This is a genomic window from Methylobacterium sp. 2A (assembly GCF_009806555.1).
GTDB lineage: Bacteria > Pseudomonadota > Alphaproteobacteria > Rhizobiales > Beijerinckiaceae > Methylobacterium.
Genome location: NZ_VUOK01000036.1, coordinates 23,819 through 41,971, shown reverse-complemented (window position 1 = coordinate 41,971; position 18,153 = coordinate 23,819). Strand labels below are relative to the sequence as shown.

17 protein-coding genes are annotated in these 18,153 nt (G+C 68.7%); 9 read left to right on the top strand and 8 right to left on the bottom strand.

What is annotated here, in order from left to right:
• Nucleotides 1–22: 22 nt before the first annotated feature.
• The 4 genes from purF to FVE89_RS17900 all read left to right on the top strand — a co-directional run bounded on the left by purF (nucleotide 23) and on the right by FVE89_RS17900 (nucleotide 4,097).
• Complete coding sequence (gene purF, locus FVE89_RS17915; protein ID WP_160535312.1) at nucleotides 23–1,492, top strand: amidophosphoribosyltransferase; 1,470 nt, start codon at nucleotides 23–25, stop codon at nucleotides 1,490–1,492.
• A gap of 153 nt (nucleotides 1,493–1,645) precedes the next feature.
• Nucleotides 1,646–2,395, top strand: a complete 750-nt coding sequence (locus FVE89_RS17910) for an SDR family NAD(P)-dependent oxidoreductase (RefSeq protein WP_160535311.1) — start codon at nucleotides 1,646–1,648, stop codon at nucleotides 2,393–2,395.
• Nucleotides 2,396–2,510: 115 nt separating this feature from the next.
• Nucleotides 2,511–2,921: a dihydrofolate reductase gene (locus FVE89_RS17905; RefSeq protein ID WP_160535310.1), complete on the top strand. Its 411-nt coding sequence runs from the start codon at nucleotides 2,511–2,513 to the stop codon at nucleotides 2,919–2,921.
• Between the two features lie 57 nt (nucleotides 2,922–2,978).
• On the top strand, nucleotides 2,979–4,097 hold the full coding sequence (locus tag FVE89_RS17900) for a carboxylate-amine ligase (protein WP_160535309.1): 1,119 nt from the start codon (nucleotides 2,979–2,981) through the stop codon (nucleotides 4,095–4,097).
• A gap of 16 nt (nucleotides 4,098–4,113) precedes the next feature.
• Here the strand turns inward: FVE89_RS17900 and FVE89_RS17895 are convergent, their stop codons facing one another.
• The 4 genes from FVE89_RS17895 to FVE89_RS17880 all read right to left on the bottom strand — a co-directional run bounded on the left by FVE89_RS17895 (nucleotide 4,114) and on the right by FVE89_RS17880 (nucleotide 9,573).
• Nucleotides 4,114–6,348: a TonB-dependent siderophore receptor gene (locus tag FVE89_RS17895; RefSeq protein WP_246730972.1), complete on the bottom strand. Its 2,235-nt coding sequence runs from the start codon at nucleotides 6,346–6,348 to the stop codon at nucleotides 4,114–4,116.
• A gap of 437 nt (nucleotides 6,349–6,785) precedes the next feature.
• Nucleotides 6,786–8,138, bottom strand: coding sequence for a ribosome biogenesis GTPase Der (gene der, locus FVE89_RS17890; RefSeq protein WP_160535307.1), 1,353 nt, complete (start codon nucleotides 8,136–8,138; stop codon nucleotides 6,786–6,788).
• 29 nt (nucleotides 8,139–8,167) lie between these two features.
• The gene (locus tag FVE89_RS17885) at nucleotides 8,168–8,878 is read right to left on the bottom strand and encodes a tetratricopeptide repeat protein (RefSeq protein ID WP_160535306.1); all 711 of its coding nucleotides are present in this window, start codon (nucleotides 8,876–8,878) and stop codon (nucleotides 8,168–8,170) included.
• 86 nt (nucleotides 8,879–8,964) lie between these two features.
• On the bottom strand, nucleotides 8,965–9,573 hold the full coding sequence (locus FVE89_RS17880; RefSeq protein ID WP_160535305.1) for an NnrU family protein: 609 nt from the start codon (nucleotides 9,571–9,573) through the stop codon (nucleotides 8,965–8,967).
• Nucleotides 9,574–9,995: 422 nt separating this feature from the next.
• Between FVE89_RS17880 and FVE89_RS17875 the strand changes: the two genes are divergently transcribed.
• Together FVE89_RS17875 and FVE89_RS17870 are read left to right on the top strand one after the other, a co-directional pair.
• Nucleotides 9,996–11,153 (top strand): hypothetical protein, encoded by a 1,158-nt coding sequence (locus FVE89_RS17875; RefSeq protein ID WP_160535304.1) that lies wholly within the window; start codon nucleotides 9,996–9,998, stop codon nucleotides 11,151–11,153.
• 50 nt (nucleotides 11,154–11,203) lie between these two features.
• Nucleotides 11,204–11,836, top strand: a complete 633-nt coding sequence (locus tag FVE89_RS17870) for a pyridoxamine 5'-phosphate oxidase family protein (RefSeq protein ID WP_160535303.1) — start codon at nucleotides 11,204–11,206, stop codon at nucleotides 11,834–11,836.
• Here the strand turns inward: FVE89_RS17870 and FVE89_RS30575 are convergent.
• Nucleotides 11,830–11,991, bottom strand: a complete 162-nt coding sequence (locus FVE89_RS30575; protein ID WP_202130903.1) for a hypothetical protein — start codon at nucleotides 11,989–11,991, stop codon at nucleotides 11,830–11,832. The two genes, FVE89_RS17870 and FVE89_RS30575, sit on opposite strands and share 7 nt — an antisense overlap.
• Nucleotides 11,992–12,115: 124 nt before the next feature.
• Here FVE89_RS30575 and FVE89_RS31235 point away from each other — a divergent pair, with 124 nt between their 5' ends.
• Nucleotides 12,116–12,427: a hypothetical protein gene (locus FVE89_RS31235; protein ID WP_246730970.1), complete on the top strand. Its 312-nt coding sequence runs from the start codon at nucleotides 12,116–12,118 to the stop codon at nucleotides 12,425–12,427.
• Entirely contained in the window at nucleotides 12,427–12,687 is a 261-nt protein-coding gene (locus FVE89_RS17860; RefSeq protein ID WP_160535302.1) for a hypothetical protein, read from the top strand. The genes FVE89_RS31235 and FVE89_RS17860 overlap by 1 nt, the downstream gene beginning before the upstream one ends.
• 13 nt (nucleotides 12,688–12,700) lie before the next feature.
• Here FVE89_RS17860 and FVE89_RS17855 read toward each other — a convergent pair whose 3' ends face one another.
• The 3 genes from FVE89_RS17855 to FVE89_RS17845 all read right to left on the bottom strand — a co-directional run bounded on the left by FVE89_RS17855 (nucleotide 12,701) and on the right by FVE89_RS17845 (nucleotide 16,674).
• Entirely contained in the window at nucleotides 12,701–13,372 is a 672-nt protein-coding gene (locus tag FVE89_RS17855; protein ID WP_160535301.1) for an SOS response-associated peptidase, read from the bottom strand.
• A 97-nt stretch (nucleotides 13,373–13,469) separates the two neighbouring features.
• On the bottom strand, nucleotides 13,470–14,924 hold the full coding sequence (locus FVE89_RS17850) for a PAS domain-containing methyl-accepting chemotaxis protein (RefSeq protein ID WP_246730968.1): 1,455 nt from the start codon (nucleotides 14,922–14,924) through the stop codon (nucleotides 13,470–13,472).
• Between the two features lie 577 nt (nucleotides 14,925–15,501).
• Entirely contained in the window at nucleotides 15,502–16,674 is a 1,173-nt protein-coding gene (locus FVE89_RS17845) for a zinc-dependent alcohol dehydrogenase (RefSeq protein WP_160535299.1), read from the bottom strand.
• 291 nt (nucleotides 16,675–16,965) lie between these two features.
• Here FVE89_RS17845 and FVE89_RS17840 point away from each other — a divergent pair, with 291 nt between their 5' ends.
• Nucleotides 16,966–18,075 (top strand): alkene reductase, encoded by a 1,110-nt coding sequence (locus FVE89_RS17840; protein ID WP_160535298.1) that lies wholly within the window; start codon nucleotides 16,966–16,968, stop codon nucleotides 18,073–18,075.
• The last annotated feature ends 78 nt before the right edge of the window (nucleotides 18,076–18,153 follow it).

Sequence of the window (18,153 nt, the reverse complement as noted above, 5' to 3'; positions counted from 1 at the left end):
CTCGTGAGTGATCGACCGCCGCATGTCACACGCCACCAATCCCAGCGCCGATTTCGATCTCGACGGCGACACGCTCCGCGAGGAATGCGGCGTCTTCGGCATCTTCGGGCACCCGGAGGCCTCGGCCATCGTGGCGCTCGGCCTGCACGCCCTGCAGCACCGCGGCCAGGAGGCGGCCGGCATCGTCTCCTTCGACGGCTCGGTGTTCCATTCCGAGCGGCGCCCCGGCCTCGTGGGCGATTCCTTCTCGGACGGCGACACCATCGCCCGCCTCAAGGGCCGCGCCGCGATCGGCCACGTGCGCTACTCGACCACCGGCGGGACGATCCTGCGCAACGTGCAGCCGCTCTTCGCGGAACTCGCCAGCGGCGGGCTCGCGGTCGCCCATAACGGCAACCTCACCAACGCCCTGTCGATCCGCCGCGACCTCGTGCGCGACGGCGCGATCACGCAATCGACCTCCGACACCGAGGTGATCCTCCACCTCGCGGCCCGCTCGCGGAAGCCGCGGATCATCGAGCGATTCATCGACGCCCTGCAGGCGATCCAGGGCGCCTACGCGATCGTGGCGCTCACCAACAAGAAGCTGATCGGCGCCCGCGACCCGCTGGGCATCCGCCCGCTGGTGCTCGGCGAGCTCGACGGCCGCTACATGCTGGCCTCCGAGACCTGCGCGCTCGACATCATCGGCGCCCGGTTCGTGCGCGACATCGAGAACGGCGAGATCGTGGTGATCTCCGAGGAGGGGATCGAGTCGATCCGCTTCGCCGACGCCGCGCCGATGCGGCCCTGCATCTTCGAGTACATCTATTTCGCCCGGCCGGATTCCGTGGTGAACGGCAAGAGCGTCTACGGCGTGCGCAAGGCGATCGGCCGGGAACTCGCCCGCGAGGCGCCGGTCGCCGCCGACGTCGTGGTTCCGGTGCCGGATTCCGGCGTGCCGGCGGCGCTCGGCTTCGCGCAGGAGACCGGCCTGCCCTTCGAGATGGGGATCATCCGCAACCACTATGTCGGGCGGACCTTCATCCAGCCGACCCAGTCGGTGCGCGAACTCGGCGTGCGGATGAAGCACTCGGCCAACCGCGCGGCGATCGAGGGCAAGAGCATCGTCCTCGTCGATGACAGCTTGGTCCGCGGCACGACCTCGGTGAAGATCGTGCGCATGATGCGCGAGGCCGGCGCCGCGGAGGTGCATTTCCGGATCGCCTCGCCGCCGATCACCTACCCGGATTTCTACGGGATCGACACGCCGGAGCGGGAGAAGCTCCTCGCCGCGACCCACGACCTGGAAGGCATGCGCAAGTATATCGGGGCGGATTCGCTGGCGTTCCTGTCGATCCCGGGCCTCTACCGGGCGATGGGTGAGGACGAGCGGAATGCGGCCTGCCCGCAATACACCGACCATTGCTTCACGGGCGAGTACCCGACCGGCCTGACCGATCTCTCCATCGCCGGCCCGAAGCGCTTCGCCATGCTGGCCGAGGCGGACTGAGGTTTCGGGTTCCCAAAGGGCGAGCCCTTTGGCGGGGTCCAGGGGCAGCGCCCCTGGGTCCTTGCAGGGTTCCACCCTGCACCCGCAAAAGGTCCCGGACCTTTTGAAACCGATTCCTCGACCCTTCGGGTGAGAATGCGCTAGGTCCTGCGCATGGCTGAATCTCAGAGACCCTTGGAAGGCCGCGTCGCGGTCGTTACCGGCGCATCCCGCGGGATCGGGCGCGCCGCCGCGCTGGCGCTGGCCGGGGCCGGCGCGCATGTCATCGCGGTCGCCCGCACGGTCGGCGCCCTGGAGGAACTGGACGACGCGATCCGCGCCGCGGGCTCCAGCGCGACCCTCGTGCCCTTCGACCTCGCCGATTACGAGGCGATCGACCGCCTCGGCGCGGCGATCAACGAGCGGTGGAAGCGGCTCGACATCCTGATTGCCAATGCCGGCATCCTCGGCGCGCTCATGCCGATCGGCCACATCACCCCGAAGATCTGGGCGCAGGTGATGGACGTGAACGTCACCGCCAACTGGCGCCTGATCCGCTCGCTGGATCCGCTGCTGCGCATGTCGGATGCCGGACGGGCGATCTTCGTCTCCTCGGGGGCGGCCTCGAAGTGCCGGCCCTACTGGGGACCGTATTCGGTCTCCAAGGCCGCGCTGGAGGCCCTGGTGCGCACCTACGCGGCCGAGAACGAGAACACGGCCATCCGGGCGATGCTCGTCAACCCGGGTCCCCTGCGAACGGGCATGCGCCGCTCGGCGATGCCGGGCGAGGATCCCGAGACGCTGCGGACGCCGGAGGAGCTCGCGCCCCATTTCGTGCGCCTCGCAGGCCCGGACTGGACCGAGACCGGCGCGCTCTACGATTTCCCCACCGACCGGGTGCTGCGGTTCCGCGCACCCGAGTAAGAGCCTCTCACAAAACTCCCGCTGCGCTGTCGCGGCCAGAGGGAAATATCCGGTGCTCGGGAGTTTTGTGAGGAGCTCTAAAGGGGTCCGGGGCCCGCGGGGTTTGGGATTTACGATGATCGACGTCCGCTGCATCTGTGCGATCGGCCTGCGCGGCCAGCTCGGCCTGAACGGGCACCTGCCCTGGGAGGGCAACACCGACCCGCTGTTCGTGGAGGACGTGACGCGCTTCTTCGCGCTGACCATGGGCCACGTGCTGATCGCCGGGCCGAAGACCGTGGCCTCGGTCCCCGACTTCGCCTTCAAGGACCGCACCATCGACGTGATCCGCAGCCACGAGGACCCGGAGCAGGTGCTCAAGCGCTATCCGGGCCGGCGGATCTTCGTGGGCGGCGGGATCGCGGTGTGGAACGTCTACGCCAAGTACATCCAGAACTGGGACATCACGCGCCTGCCCTATGACGGCGAGGCGGATCGCTGGTTCGATCCGGCCTGGCTGGTGGGCGGGGCGCTGCGGGCGGGCTGAGGGCACCTTCGCCTGGGCCGGCGCGTTGCCGCACGCGTCGCGTTTGCGGAGATCACGATGAGCGCCCACAGCTACCGCTTCGGCATCGAGGAGGAATACTTCCTCGCCGATGCCGAGACCCGCGGGACGCCACGCGGCGACCTCGCGGCCTTCCATGCGCGGGTGAAGGCGGAGCTGCCCGAGACCGGGCGCGAGTTGGTGGCCGCGCAGGTCGAGGTCTGCACGCCGCCGCTCACCGAGGCCGCCGCGGCCCGGGAAAACCTCGGGGGCCAGCGGGCGCAGCTCGCCGGGATCGCGGCGGAGAACGGTCTGAGGCTGCTCGCCTGCGGCACCCATCCCCTGGCCCGCTGGTCGCGCCAGACCGCCACCGACGGGGAACGCTACCAGGGCATCCTGTCGGATGTCGGCATCGCGGCCCGGCGGGCGCTGATCTGCGGGATGCATGTCCATGTCGAGGTGCCGGATCCGGAGGCCCGCATCGACCTGATGAACCGGCTCCTGCCGTTCCAGCCGCTGCTGCTCGCCCTCTCGGCCTCCTCGCCGTTCTGGCAGGGGGAGGCGACCGGGCTGATGGCCTACCGGCTCAGCGTGTTCGGCGAATTGCCCCGCACCGGCCTGCCGGAGATTTTTTCGGACTCGGCCGCCCATGCGCGGTTCGTGGACATCATGACCCGCTCGGGCGCCATCGCCGATGCGAGCTTCCTGTGGTGGTCGCTGCGCCCCTCGATCAAGTTCCCGACCCTGGAACTGCGCATCGCCGATGCCTGCACGCGGCTCGACGATTCGCTCTGCATCGCCGCCCTGTTCCGCTGCCTCGTGCGGCTCTGCGTGCGCCGGCCGGACCTTCATGCCGGGCTCGACGGCGTCTCGCGGGCGCTGGCCTCGGAGAATCTGTGGCGCGCCCAGCATAGCGGCGTGCGGGCCACGCTGATCGACGAGGCGCGGGGCGAGGCGGTGCCGTTCCCCGAGGCGCTGGAGGCCGTTCTCGCCCTGGTGGAGGAGGATGCGGATGCCCTTGGGTGCGCTGCCGATGTCGCCCGTGCCAGGGCCATCGTTGCGGAGGGGACCAGCGCGGACGGGCAGATCACGGCCTACGAGGGAGCGCTCGCCGCAGGGCAGGACGAGCGGGCGGCGCTAGCGGCGGCCGTGGACTGGATCGTCGAGGCGGTCCGCTGACGGCGAGACCGTCAACTCACCAGCGATAGGTCAGCGTTCCGAAGACGCTTCGGCGGAACCCCTCGAACACGTAGCCGGTGTAGAAGCCCGCCGTGTGGTATCGCTGATCGAACAGGTTGGTGGCGTTCACCGACAGGGTCGCACCCTTCCAATCCGCATTGAGCCGGGCGAGATCGTAGCTGAGCGAGGCATCGACCAGCGCGTAGGACGGGATGAAGTCAGTGTTGGTCGCATCCGTACGGGCGCCAACATAGCGCACGCCCGCCCCGGCCTGGAATCCGCCCAGAGGCGAGGCGAGCGGGAACGCGTAGCCGGCAAATAACGAGACGGTGTCGTTTGGCGCATTGGCCAGCCGCTTGCCGACCAGGGACGGATCGGACGGGTTCTTGGTGACCCGCGCGTCGAGATGGGCATAGCCGAAGACGAGGTTGAAGCCCTCGAACAGGTTCGCCTTGCCTTCGAGTTCGAAACCCTTCGAGGCCGCCGCGCCGGTCTGGATCAGGAAGCCGGGATTCTGCGGATCCGCGACGGCGATGTTGGTCTGGTTGATCTCGAAATAGGAGGCGGTGAACAGCGCGTTGCTGCCGACCGGCTGCCACTTCACGCCGCCCTCGATCTGGTGCGCTTCCCGCGGATCCAGCACGCTGCCATTGGCGCGCTGCCCGCCGATCTGCGGATTGAAGGACGTGGAATAGGCCGCATAAGGCACCACACCCGCACCGAGTTCGTAGCCGAGGGCGGCCCGGTAGCTCAGGGCAGAGAGTTTCAGCTTGTCGTCCGTCGCGCGATTGACGGCCACGGCGGGGAGATTGAACGCCGAGCGGACGCTCTGGTCGACCCAGTCGTTGCGGACGCTCCCGGTCAGGATGAAGCCGTTCCAGGTCATCTGATCCTGACCATACAGGCCAATCTGCTGCAATGCTTCCCGCTGGGCCACATTCGGGCTCCGTGGGAAGGCGATCGTCAGATCGTAGACGGGGTTATAGAGATCGATCCGGCGGTAGGCGTGCCCGAGGGGATAGCCGTCCGGGAATGTCCGCGTGCCATGGGCATGATAATCCTGGATATCGAAGCCGAGGATCAGATCGTGCCGGATGCCGGCTGTATCCACTTGGCCGTTGATGTGGTTGTCGGCGAGCACGGCGTGGCTCGCTTGATCGCGGAGATACGGGGCGACCGAGACCGACAGAGCATCGTCCGGCGTGTCGGCCGGTGACGCGCCGACGACGTGGAACTTCGTCTCGGTCGCGTAGGCGCGGAACGCCGAGTGGAACAGCCAGCCGGGCGCCAGCGTCTGATCGAAGATGTATCCGGCCTCGGCGTTCCGGACGATCTCCGTGTTGAAGTTCGGCTGGCCGACGAAGATGTCCCGCGGGTAGAAGCCGCGTGAACTCGGGATGAGCGAGCCGACGATCGGCAGGCTCTGCTCCGAGCCGCCGCGGCGATACTCGGCGAACTTGGCCAGCAGGGTCAGGGATGTGTCGGCATCCGGCCGCCAGGTCACCGCCGGCGCGAAGAAGGTGCGGTCGTTCGGCGTGTATTTAACCTGGCTGTCGGCGTTGCGCGCGAGGCCGGTCAGGCGATAGGCGAACTGGGGGGCTCCTTCGACCGGGCCGGACAGGTCGAAACCGCCCTGGATCCGACTGTAATTGCCACCCTGGATGTAGATCTCGTTGACGGGCGTGAAGCTTGGCCGCTTCGAGACGAGATTGATGATGCCCCCCGGCTGTCCGGCGCCGTAAAGCACCGAGACTGGACCTTTGATGACGTCGATGCGCTCGTAGGCGTAGGGCTCGATGTTCTGGTCGTACGCGTTGAAGCCGTAGCGCAGGCCGTCCTGGTAGACGTTGTCGAAGCTGTAGGAATTGAAGCCCCGCAGGGTGAAGGACGGGCTGCCCTGACCGCCGGGATAGTCGATCGCCTGAACGTTGGGCGTGTAGGCCACGGCCGTCTCGATATCCTGGACGCCGCGCACGGTCAGTTCCTCGCGGGTGATGACGCTCACGGTCGCGGGCGTCTCGAGGATCGAGTCGTTCCCCTTCATACCCGCGGTGGAGCGCGTCGCCACGAACGCGTCGGTCCCATAGGTCGGGCTCTGCGCCGCCACGGAAAGCTCATCCAGCGTGACGGCCGCGCCGTCCGGTGCAGGCGCGGCGCTGCGCGTCTTCGCGGCTTGCGCCTGAACATGCGCCGGGATCACGAGGGCTGCAATGACAGCGCTTCCCACCATGATCCGCGCGCATGAAGTCATGGCGGAACGCTCGGTCGTGCAAGTCATGGCAGGCATTCGTCTCAAAAATAAAGACTATCGCGCGTGGATCTGCGCCGACGCGGCGAATCGGTCCGGCGCTTTGCTATCACGCGAAGTTAATGACTCCAAAACTTTCAGTATAAATTCATTATAAATCGAAAAACGATCTGCAGATTATTCCGTATTTGATCTAGCGATGACGATCAATTTGACCGCCTAAGCCTTGAAGATCCTCGGTGAGAGAAGTTGAGGCTTGCAAATAGTCAATGCAGAGAGATTCGGGACTCGGATTCGCATCGTGCCACGCGTGGCAAAGGCCGCAGTCTCATCGGACCGTGCGCGATCCCGGGCGCCGAGCCGCAGATGCGACGGCCCGCGCTTCGCGGATGGATCAATCGCTGTCTCGCGCCGCCGTCCGGGCCGGCGCCGTTCCGGGCTCAGCCCTTGTCGAACGGGTTCTGCGAGGTCCGCAAACTCAGCCGGATCGGCGTGCCCGGCAGGTCGAACGCCTCGCGCAGGCCGTTCACGAGGTAGCGGGTGTAGGATTTCGGCAGGGCGTTGAGCTGGTTGCCGAACAGCGCGAAATGCGGCGGCCGGCTCTTCACCTGCGTGGCGTAGCGGATCTTGATCCGCCGGCCCGACACCGCCGGGGGCGGGTTGCGGGAGGTCGCCTCGTTCAGCCAGTCGTTGATGCGCGACGTGGAGATGCGCCGGTCCCAGACCTCCGAGGCCTGGACCACCGCCTGCATCAGCTTGTCGATGCCGTCGCCGGCCAGCCCCGAGAGCGGCACCACCGCGACGCCGCGCACCTGCGGCAGCAGCCGGGTGCAATCCTCGCGCAACTGCTTCAGAAGGCCCGGCTGATCGGCCACGAGGTCCCACTTGTTGAGGCCGATCACCAAAGCGCGGCCCTCGCTCTCCACGAGGTCGACAATGGTGAGATCCTGCTTCTCGAACGGGATCGTGGCGTCGAGGAGCACCACCACCACCTCGGCGAAGCGCACGGCGCGCAACCCGTCCGAGACCGCGAGTTTTTCCAGCTTGTCGTCGATCCGGGCGCGGCGGCGCATGCCGGCGGTGTCGTGCAGCTTGATCCGCCGGCCGCGCCACTCCCAGTCCAAAGAGATCGAGTCGCGGGTGATGCCGGCCTCGGGGCCGACGAGCAACCGCTCCTCGCCGAGCATGCGGTTGATCAGGGTCGACTTGCCGGCATTCGGCCGGCCGACGATCGCGACCTTCAGGGCGCGGCCGCCGGGGGCGTCGGCCTCGTCGGCGTCGTCATCCTCGTCGGGCCGGGGGAGGGCGGCGACCAGGGCCTCGTGCAACTCGCCCAGTCCCTCGCCGTGCTCGGCCGAGAACGGGATCGGGTCGCCGAGTCCGAGGGTGAAGGCCTCGTAGGCCCCTGCGAGGCCGGTGCCGCCCTCGGCCTTGTTGGCGATCAGGATCACCGGGCAGCCGGCCCGGCGCACCAGCTCGGCGAAGGGCTGGTCGGCCGGCAGCACGCCGGCGCGGGCATCGATCACGAACAGCACCACGTCGGCGGCCAGGATCGCCGCCTCGGTCTGCATCCGCATCCGGCCGGTGAGGGTCTTCTCGTCCGCCTCCTCCAGCCCGGCGGTGTCGATCACCCGGAACCGGAGGCCGCCGAAGGTGACGTCGCCCTCGCGCCGGTCGCGGGTCACGCCCGGGCGGTCATCGACCAGCGCGAGCTTCTTGCCCACGAGGCGGTTGAACAGGGTCGACTTGCCGACGTTCGGCCGTCCGACGATCGCGACGGTCGGCATGTCCATGGTCGTTCTCTAAACGGTTCGTGCGTGGGTCAACGCGTGATCGGCGGGGGCGGTGCGGCGGGCTCGGGCTTGGCCTCGGTCACCGTGACGGGGCCGCCCGCCACGATCGCCGCGTAGACCTCGATCCGGTCGCGCAGGGCGCGCGGAGTCTCGGGATCGGCCACGATCTGGTCGAACCAGCGGCCGGCCTCCTCGTAATCGCCCTTCTTCAGGGCGGCCAGACCCAGCATCTCGCGGGCGGTGTGGCGGAACGGCGTGCCGGCGGCCAGACCCTGGAGGTTGGCAAGCGCCGGATCCGGGTTCGGCCCGTCGAGGCGCAGGAGCGCCGCGCGCAGGCGCGCGAGGTCGCGCAGGCCATCGCCGAGGCCGGTATCGTCGGCGAGCTTGTCGAACTCGGCCGCGCCGGCCGCCGCATCGCGCTTGCCGGTCTCGGCCGCCGCGCGGAAGCGGGCGAGCAGCCGGTAGCCGGCGGGAGCCTGCGCCTCCAGGGCGTCGAACGCCTTGTCGGCCTCCGCGCCCTTGCCGTCCTTGGCGAGGCGGTTGGCGTCGTCGAACTGGACGGAAGCCGCTTCGGCGGCGGCGCGCTGCTGGGCCTGCCAGTAGCGCCAGCCCGCGACCCCCGCCACGAGGAGCACGGCGAGCGCGATGATCACGCCGCTGTAGCGCTTCCAGATCTGGAGGATCCGGTCGCGGCGGTAATCCTCGTCGACTTCGCGGAGGAACTCGTTGTTCTCGGCCATTCAATCCCGGGCCGCCTAAGCCGGCGACCCACCTCGTACCTCGATCGGGCTCCGCGCCTAACACACGGGCGCCGGGTTGGCGACAGTCAGGCGGTTCCCGGCCAGACGGGAACGCCGATCACCGGGTAGTGCAGGTAGCGGGCGAACACGAACCACGCCGCCGTGCCGATCACCACCGCCAGGATGTCGTTGCGCCATCCATGGGGCGCGACGGCCGGGCCGGCATGCTGGGCCGCCACCGCGCCGGGGGCCAGGGCCCGGCGCTTGGCGCTGATCCGGGCGGTGACCGCCCAGGCCAGGAAGCCGCCGAACAGCAGGATCGAGCCGAGATCGCCGTTGGCGAGGAGATGCGCCGTCGCCCAGATCTTCACGGCGAGCAGCATCGGGTGCTTGGCCTTGGCGCGGATATGGCCCGGCAGGTAGGCCGCGGCGAGGCAGATGAAGGCCAGCCACACCAGGGTCAGCGCGAGGTGGCGCGTCCAGACCGGCGGATCCCAGACCGGGATGTAGCCATTCAGCCGGTAATCGTGGAAGCCGACCGCGATCAGCACGAGGCCCAGCAGGGAGAGGGCGGTGTAGCCGAGCTTGTAGCGGCCCTCGCCGATCCGGCCGACGATTGCGGCGCGCCGGGCGCGGGCCATCGAGAAGGCGTGCGTGCCGAGGAACAGCACGAGCCCGAGGATCAGGAGAAGCATGTGGGACTTCCGGACAGGGAGCGGAGCGGCAAGCACTCCGTAATGGTTCTCAAGCGAATTTGGCCCTGTTTGTCCAGGCGCGGCCAGGACATAGCCGGATGGCGGTGGTGAACTGGACAATCAGGATTGCCGGGCGGAGCGACGGACGCAGGGCCGCGACATCCATTGAATCTGAAGGAACAGCGCCGCGGGATCTCCCGCCCCCCTCTGCGGGGGAGGGTGGCCCCCGAAGCGGGTCGGGTCGGGACGAAGTCCCGCAAGGAGGGAGCGACGGTGCAGGAAAAGGCCGTGGCCTTCATGCAGGTCGCGTGCTCTCCGGACGCCGCGCTCCCCTCTCCCGACCCCTGCTGACGCAGAGGGCGCCCATCGGGCCACCCTCCCCCGCAGAGGGGGGAGGGAGGGCGTCGCGCTTCACTGCCGCGGTGGTGCTTCTGGTCCTAACCCTGATTCCTGTTCCAGCTACCGCCGCGTCCGATCCCCCGCTCTCGGCCCTGACCCTGGTCGGCCCGCCGTCGATCGTCTTCAAGGCGGGCCGCGACGCCTGCGACGGGGCCGACGTGCCGGACGCCCCGGCCCGCGCCTTCCGCGACGCGTCGGGCGCGGTGGCGCTCTACGGGATGCATTACCGCAACCGGGCGCTCCGGGGGCCGGATCTCGGCCATCTGAAGCTCGACTGCACGGTCGTGCTGGATTCCGGCGAGAAGTCGGACCCGGCCACCTACGACGACCGCTCCTGGATCACCGCCACCTGGACCGAGGACGGCACCCGCGTCGCGGCGCTCCTGCACCACGAGTATCAGGCCAACGCGCATCCCGGCCGCTGCCCGGCGGGGACCTACATGGCCTGCTGGTACAACACGATCACGGCCGCCGCCTCCGCGGACGGCGGCCGCAGCTTCACGCGAAGAAGCCCGCCCGTCGTGGTGGCCGGCGCCCCGTTCCGCCAGGAGATCGACCAGGGTCGCCACCGGGGCTTCTTCAACCCGTCGAACATCGTGGCCGACGGGCGCTGGCGCTATTTTCTCGCCTCGACCACCGGCTGGACCCGCCCGGGACGCGACCAGGAGGCCGGCGTGTGCCTGTTCCGCAGCGGCGATCCCGCCGACCCGACAAGCTGGCGGGCCTGGACCGGCGCGGGCTTCACCGCCGCCTTCCCCGACCCCTACCGGCGGCCCGCCCCGCAACCCGCCACCTGCCGGCCGGTCGGGCCGTTCCCGGGGCCGGTCGGCGCCGTGGTCCGGCACCGGGGCTCGGGCGCCTGGATCGCGGTGTTCATGGCCAAGGCCGGCGACGGGTTTTCGCGCTCGGGCTTCTATTGGACCAGCTCCCGCGACCTGATTACCTGGGACCAGCCCCGCCTGCTCCTCGAAGGCGCGACCCTCTACGACGATCCCTGCAGGGCGACGGGACCGCTGATCGCCTACCCGTCGCTGCTCGATCCGGACGCGCAGGGGCGCAACTTCGACGATGTCGGCGACCGCGCACTCCTGACCTATGCCAGCCTGCGGACCGAGGGCTGCACCGTCACCTCCGACCGGGACCTGCTGCGCCGCCCGGTGGCGATCCGGGTCTGGCCTTGACGCGGTCGCGGCCGCCGCGCGAATTCGGGGGCCTGCGCGACGAGGTATCGATGGACGCCGAAACGCCCGCTTCCGCCGCGGCCTGTGATGAAGCGGACCTGCGCGCGCAGTTCGGCCCGGTCAAACCCCTGGCCGCCCTCAAGGTGCTGGACCATCTCGACGCCTATGCCCGGCGGTTCATCGCCCTCTCGCCCTTCCTGGTGGTGGCGAGCACGGATGCGGCCGGCAACGTCGATGCCAGCCCCCGCGGCGACGCCCCCGGCTTCGTGGCCGTCCCGGACGAGCGCACCCTCGTGATCCCCGACCGGCGCGGCAACAACCGGATCGACACGTTCGTCAACCTGCTCGAAAACCCCGGGCTCGGGCTGATCTTCCTCGTGCCGGGGATCAACGAGACCCTGCGGGTGAACGGCACGGCCGCGATGACGCGGGATCCGGCCCTGCTCGAACCCCTGGCGGCCGAGGGCAAGGTCCCGGCGGCCGCGCTCGTGGTGCGGGTGCGGGAGGCCTTCTTCCACTGCGGCAAGGCGATGATCCGCGCGCAGCTGTGGGATCCGGCGCGGCACGTCGATCGCAGCACCTTCCCGAGCCTGGGCCGTATCCTGGCCGAGCAGACCGCGAGCGCGACCGTCGCGGAGGCCGATGCCGCGATCGCCGAGGGTTACCGGACCCGACTCTACTGACCGATCCGCTGGCAGAGCACGGTGCCCAGCGTCACGCTCAGCATCAGGGCGGTGGCCGAGAGCAGCATCGTGGTGGCGCGGGCATAGGCGCGGCCCGCATGGATCAGCAGGCAGCCGCAGGCGAAGATCGCGAGGGGCTGGAACAGGTGCGACACGGGCGGCGTCCTCTCGGGCCAAGCGGATGCGCGGTCGAAGAGCTGCCAGCGTCGGCCGGACCGCGTGAAAACCCGGTTAACGTCGGCTATACGGACCCTTCGACCGAGCGCGAGAGGAGCCCGCATGCGCGCATCCAGGATGCCCGAGGGGACGCGTGAGGAGAGGCGCGGGCAGGCGGCCGCGCCTCTCGCCGGAGACGCGGTGGTGCGCGGGACGGGCGCCGTCGGGGCCGGGGCGATGGGCGCTTCGGCGCTGGGTGCGCTCGCGCTCGGGGTCGCGGCCTTCGGGGCGGTGGCGATCGGGGCCTTCGCGATCGGCCGCCTGTCGGTGGGCCGCGCCCGCGTGGGGTCGCTGGAGGTCGGGTCGCTGGAGATCGACACGCTGACGGTCCGGTCGCTGCGCCTGCCGGACCGGGATGACGGGGGAGAGCCCTGATGACCGATGCAAAACCCCCTTTCCGACCCGCGGACGCCGTGGACGTCCTCGGCGAGGCGGAGGGCGATTTCGTGCTGCCGCTCTGCCTGCCGAAGCCCAGCCTGCTGATCGGCGAGGATCTCGCCATGGTCGTGCTCGACACGATCCACGGCCAGCGGGTCGGCCTGCCGCTCAGCCCGCAGGGCGCGGCCGATCTCCATGCGGTCCTGGCCGAGGCGATCCGCCTGCTCCAGGCGCGCGACGGCGGCCCGGTTCAGTAAGCGCAGCCGGATTTCAGGTCCCGTCCGCGTCCGGTTCGTGGCCGTCCGAGCGCGGGCCGCGGGCGACCTCCCGCATCGCCGAATCCGGCAGCGGACGCTGGAGACGAAGCGCCTCCGCGGTCGGGGCTTCCAGCCAGGTCGCCCATTCCTCCGGCTTCGTGAGCAGGACCGGCATCGCCTTCGGGTGAACCGGGCCGACGACGCCGTTGGCCTCCGTGGTCAGGAAGGCGAACAGTCTGTGCTCGGCCTCGATGCGGTCCGGGTTCTCGCGCTTCGTTCCGCGCACGCCGGTCCAGGGCCGCCAGATCCCCGCGAAGGCGAAGAGCGGCCGGTCCTCCCCCAGGGCGAACCAGACCGGGGTCTTGCGCGGCTTCGTGTCGGCGTATTCGCTGAACGCGGTGGCGGGCACGAGGCAGCGATGGGCGACCCCGAGCCAGGGGCGCCAGTGCGGGCTCGCGACGTTGCGCACGTTGGTGATGGGCTGCTCGCCGAAGGCCTTCGGGCCGGGCAGGCCCCAGCGCAGCATCGCGAGCTCCCGACCGTCCACGCCGTTGCGCACGACCGGGGCCATCTGGTCGGGGAAGATCGCCGGCAGGGGCGGCAGGTTGCCGGTGCGGTCGTCCGCGATCCCGAAGGCACGGCGCAGAGCCGCCGGGCCGGTGCGCAGGCTGTAGAGGTTGCACATCGCGCGGCCTCGCCCGTCCCGGTTTCACAGCCGGGACCCCGCGCCTTCTCGGCGCGGGCGGTAAGGCCGTCAACACCGGCGGTTGCGCGGCTTGCGGTTACGTGAGGCTCTGGGCGGCGGCGCGCAGCTTCTGCGTGGCTTGGTCCGTCTCCGCGGCCGATTGGGCGATGAGGCCGAGGCCGCTGGTGATCGCGCCGACCCCCTGCGCGGCCGTCTGCATGTTCGCCGACATCTCGCGCGTGACGGCGGATTGCTGCTCCACGGCCGTGGAGATCGTACTGGCGACCTCGTTGAGCCGTACGATCGTGGCCTGGATCGCGCCGATTGCCCCCACGGCCTCCCGGGTGGCCTCCTGGGTTCCGGAGATGTGCGCGCCGATCTGCTCGGTCGCCCGGGCGGTCTGGTTGGCCAGTTCCTTCACCTCGGCGGCGACCACCGCGAAGCCGCGGCCCGCCTCACCGGCCCGGGCCGCCTCGATGGTGGCGTTGAGCGCGAGCAGGTTCGTCTGCGCCGCGATGCTCTGGATCAGCGCCACGACCTCGCCGATCTGCGTGGCCGCCTCGCTGAGGCCGCCGATGATCGTCTGTGTCGTCTTCGCCTGATCGACCGCCTGCCCGGAGATCTCCGACGCCTGCAGCACCTGCCCGCTGATCTCCGCGACCGAGGCGGCGAGCTCCTCGGCCCCGGAGGCGACCGCCTGGATCTCGCTGGAGACCCGCGTCGAGGAATCGGCTGCCTGTCCGGCCTGCTGCGAGACGTTCGACGAGGCGTCCGCGATGGCGTTCAGGTCGCGGACGATCGCGCCCTGCAGCTCTGCGCGGCGCTCGCGGTCGCGCGCCAGGGCGGTGACGTCGGTGGCGAACTTGACGATCTTCAGGAGGCGGCCGTCGCGGTCGAAGACCGGGTTGTAGGATCCTTGGATGTGGACGATATGGCCGTCCTTGGCGACGCGCCGGAATTCGGCCAACTCGTACTGGCCGCCGGCCAGGCGGCTCCAGAAGGTTCGGTACTCGGCCCCGTCGCGCGCTGCGGCCTCGATGAACAGGCTGTGGTGCCGGCCCACGATCTCCTCCAGCCGGTAGCCCATCACGGTGAGGAAGTTCTCGTTGGCGGTGAGGATCGTCCCGTCGAGTCCGAACTCGATCACGGCCTGCGAGCGGTTGATGGCCTTGATCTGGCCTTCATAGGCGATCGTGCGCTGCACCTGCGCGGTGACGTCGCTGGCGAACTTGACGACCCGGAACGGCTTGCCGTCGCGGCCGAGGATCGGGTTGTAGGTGGCCTGAAGCCAGATCTCGCTTCCGTCCTTGCCGATGCGCTTGAACTCGCCTGCCTGGAACGTGCCGGTCCGCAGGGCCGCCCAGAACGCCCGGTAGGCGTCGCTGTCGCGATAGGCCGGATCGACGAGTTGGGCGTGCGACTTGCCGCGGATCTCGTCGAGCCGATAGCCGATCGCGTCGCAGAAATTCTGGTTGGCCGTGAGGATCGTGCCGTCGAGGTTGAACTCGATGACGGCTTGGGAGCGGTCCAAAGCCTGGAGCTTGGCTGTCATGCTCCGATCAAACACCATGGCCATTCTAATTCGTCCTCCCCTCGGCGGCGCTGGCTCAGTCGAGGATCGCGTCAGATCCTCGCGGCGAGGATTACCGTACAAGATCGGGATCTGAGTTTTAGATCACATTCTGAGGAGGGTGGTATTATAAGACTAGAAATGGTGCCAAATTGATTTGGATCAATTTGTGATCTGCTTATGCCGTCCGAAGATATTCAAGAAAACTAGATATTTTTTAAATTTCAATGATTCTAAATTAAATTTGAGATTGTTCTTTCAATTACAGCCTGCATGCATTCCTAGTCGATACACGCTATGAGAGAACGAAAGGCAGCCATGCACCAGACGCTTGTCGCTTCCGTGAGCTAGAATCGCGCCGCTGGAGGAACCGCCGCTTCTGTTTGTCGACCGATTCGGTCCAGCTTTCCGCAGCAGGCGGCACGCGCACCGGAGGCGTTCCAGTCGGGGGATCACGGAAATCCGATCTGGGTTAGACGGCGACAGGGACATCCGGGCGGTTCATCGCCGCCCGGACTGCGCAACGGTTCCTCGCTGGAGCGAAGCCGTTTCTGTCGGCTCAGAGGTGGAACACCACCTTCACGCAGCCATCCTTCTTGTCGCGGAAGGCCTTGTAGAGGTCCGGCCCCTCCGCAAGGTTCTGCGAGCGGTGGGTGATCAGGGAGGTCGTGTCGATCTTGCCCTCCTGGATCAGCTTGGTCAGCGGCTCCAGGTAGCGCTTCACGTGGGTCTGGCCGCTCTTCAGGGTCAGACCCTTCTGCACGATCGAGCCCATGTTGACCGGGACCGGGCCGCCGTAGACGCCGGGCACCGAGACGATCCCGCACGGGCGCACCGCCTTGATGGCCTCGGCGAGCGCGTAGGGCCGCTCCGTGGCGGTGAGCTTCTCCTGCACCGTGGAGAGCACGCCGGTGATGCCGCCATGGCCGGCGCTCGCCTCCATGCCGACGCAGTCGATGACGCCGTCGGCGCCGAGGCCCTTGGTGATCTCCTTGATGCGCTCGAACACGTCCTCGTTCATGAAGTCGATGACGTCGGTGGCGCCCGCCTTCCTGGCGAGCGCGATGCGCTCGGGCACCGTCTCGATGGCGATGATGCGCTCCGCCCCCATGATCTTGGCCGACTGGATGGCGAAGATGCCGACCGGCCCCGCACCCCAGATCGCGATGGTCTCGCCGCCCTGGATCTCGCAATGCTCGGCGCCCTGCCAGCCCGTGGGCAGGATGTCGGTGAGGAACAGGACCGACTCGTCGTCCATCCCGTCCGGCACCTTCATGGGCGCGACGTCGGCCATGGGCACGCGCACGTACTCGGCCTGGCCGCCCGCGTAGCCGCCGGTGAGGTGCGAGTAACCGAACAGCCCCGCCGTCGTGTAGCCGAACTGCGCCGCCGCCATCTCGGCGTTCCGGTTCGAGCGCTCGCAGACCGAGTAGTTGCCGAGCTTGCATTGCCGGCATTCGCCACAGTTGATGTTGAAGGGCACGATGATCCGATCGCCCTTCTTGAACTTGGTGAAGCCCTGCCCGACCTCGACGACCTCGCCCATGAACTCGTGGCCGAGCACGTCGCCGCTCTCCATGGTGGGCATCAGCCCGTCCATCAGGTGGAGGTCCGAGCCGCAGATCGCGCAGCTCGTCACCTTGATGATCACATCGCGCGAATCCTCGATCTTCGGATCCGGGACCGTGTCGCAGCGGATGTCGTTTCGGCCGTGCCAGCACAGTGCCTTCATGGCAGAGGATCTCCGAAGATTGGCTGATTTTGAGGGCCGAGCGCCGCGGTCCCTGGGATTTAAACCCTGCGCGACAGGGCGAAGTTCCGCCTGACACCGGCCGGGATCGGTCGGGCATGGCTGCTACGCTCTGGACGCATCCGGGGCGGAACCCACGCCCGGGCCTGCGCGGTTGTCGGCCTGCGCGGTTGTCGGCTTGCCGGGCGGCCTCGGCGCCGCGAGCCGCAGGCTGCCCTATATGATGTGGCGCCGCGACCCTGGTCGCCCTTTCTTCCAGCCCCGTGAGTCCCCATGCCGATGAGCCCGATCCTTCAGCCCGTCACGATCGGCGGCCTGAACCTCAAGAATCGCGTCGTGATGGCGCCGCTCACCCGCAGCCGTTCGAACAATGACGGTGTGCCGCCGGATTTCGCGGCGGACTATTACGGCCAGCGGGCGAGCGCCGGCCTGATCATCGCGGAGGCGACCAACATCTCGCCCCAGGCGGTGGGCTACGCCTACACGCCGGGGATCTGGTCCGACGCGCAGGTGGAGAGCTGGTCGCGGATCGTCCGGACCGTCCACGCCAATGACGGGCTGATCGTCCTTCAGCTCTGGCACACGGGCCGGATCTCGCATCCCGACCTCCAGCCGGGCGGGGCGCTGCCGGTCTCGGCCTCGGCGATCAAGCCGGAGGGCACCGCCTTCACCCGCGAGGGCATGAAGCCCCATGTGACGCCCCGCGCCCTTGAGACGGATGAGATCCCCGGCATCGTGGCCGATTACCGGCGCGCGGCGGAGAATGCCAAGCGTGCCGGGTTCGATGGGGTCGAGATCCACTCGGCCAACAACTACCTGCTGGAGCAGTTCGTCCGCGATTCCACCAACCGGCGGACCGATCGCTATGGCGGCTCCATCGAGAACCGCCTGCGCTTCCCGCTGGAGGTGGTCCAGGCGGTCACGGAGGTCTGGGGCGGCGGCCGGGTCGGCATCCGGATCTCGCCCGCCACGACTCAGCCCGGCGAGACGCCGCTGGATTCGGACCCGAACGCCACCTACGGCGCCTATGTGGACGCGCTCAACGGGTTCGGGCTTCTCTATGTCCATGCGATCGAGGGGGTGACGCAGCAGACCCGCGACGCGCCGGAGGGCGTCGATCTCGCCGCGCTGCGCCATCGCTTCAAGGGCGCCTATATCGGCAATAACGGGCTGACCCTCGAGCTGGCCGAGACGGAACTGGCCGAGGGCCGGGCCGATCTCTTCAGCTTCGGCCGCCCCTATCTCGCCAATCCCGATCTCGTGGAGCGGTTCGCCACCGGCGCGCCCCTGGCCGAGGCACCGAAGGCTTACTGGTACGGCGGCGGCGCCAACGGCTACTCCGACTGGCCGGGCATGAACGGACCGGTTCCCGTGCACCGATGAACGGGTGTCGACCCGTAAGAACGGGATGCGGAATTCGGTTTAGAAATGTTTCACGTGAAACATCGGGCTTAACCGAGG

Excerpts from the sequence above, each read along its gene's own strand:
- der (WP_160535307.1), bottom strand. The coding sequence starts at position 8,138 with ATGGACATGCCGACCGTCGCGATCGTCGGACGGCCGAACGTCGGCAAG.
- FVE89_RS17870 (WP_160535303.1), top strand. The coding sequence starts at position 11,204 with ATGGACGCCGAAACGCCCGCTTCCGCCGCGGCCTGTGATGAAGCGGAC.
- FVE89_RS17850 (WP_246730968.1), bottom strand. The coding sequence starts at position 14,924 with ATGACAGCCAAGCTCCAGGCTTTGGACCGCTCCCAAGCCGTCATCGAG.
- FVE89_RS17895 (WP_246730972.1), bottom strand. The coding sequence starts at position 6,348 with ATGACTTCATGCGCGCGGATCATGGTGGGAAGCGCTGTCATTGCAGCC.
- FVE89_RS17900 (WP_160535309.1), top strand. The coding sequence starts at position 2,979 with ATGAGCGCCCACAGCTACCGCTTCGGCATCGAGGAGGAATACTTCCTC.
- FVE89_RS31235 (WP_246730970.1), top strand. The coding sequence starts at position 12,116 with ATGCGCGCATCCAGGATGCCCGAGGGGACGCGTGAGGAGAGGCGCGGG.
- FVE89_RS17855 (WP_160535301.1), bottom strand. The coding sequence starts at position 13,372 with ATGTGCAACCTCTACAGCCTGCGCACCGGCCCGGCGGCTCTGCGCCGT.
- FVE89_RS17840 (WP_160535298.1), top strand. The coding sequence starts at position 16,966 with ATGCCGATGAGCCCGATCCTTCAGCCCGTCACGATCGGCGGCCTGAAC.
- FVE89_RS17860 (WP_160535302.1), top strand. The coding sequence starts at position 12,427 with ATGACCGATGCAAAACCCCCTTTCCGACCCGCGGACGCCGTGGACGTC.
- purF (WP_160535312.1), top strand. The coding sequence starts at position 23 with ATGTCACACGCCACCAATCCCAGCGCCGATTTCGATCTCGACGGCGAC.
- FVE89_RS17845 (WP_160535299.1), bottom strand. The coding sequence starts at position 16,674 with ATGAAGGCACTGTGCTGGCACGGCCGAAACGACATCCGCTGCGACACG.
- FVE89_RS17885 (WP_160535306.1), bottom strand. The coding sequence starts at position 8,878 with ATGGCCGAGAACAACGAGTTCCTCCGCGAAGTCGACGAGGATTACCGC.
- FVE89_RS17880 (WP_160535305.1), bottom strand. The coding sequence starts at position 9,573 with ATGCTTCTCCTGATCCTCGGGCTCGTGCTGTTCCTCGGCACGCACGCC.
- FVE89_RS17905 (WP_160535310.1), top strand. The coding sequence starts at position 2,511 with ATGATCGACGTCCGCTGCATCTGTGCGATCGGCCTGCGCGGCCAGCTC.
- FVE89_RS17910 (WP_160535311.1), top strand. The coding sequence starts at position 1,646 with ATGGCTGAATCTCAGAGACCCTTGGAAGGCCGCGTCGCGGTCGTTACC.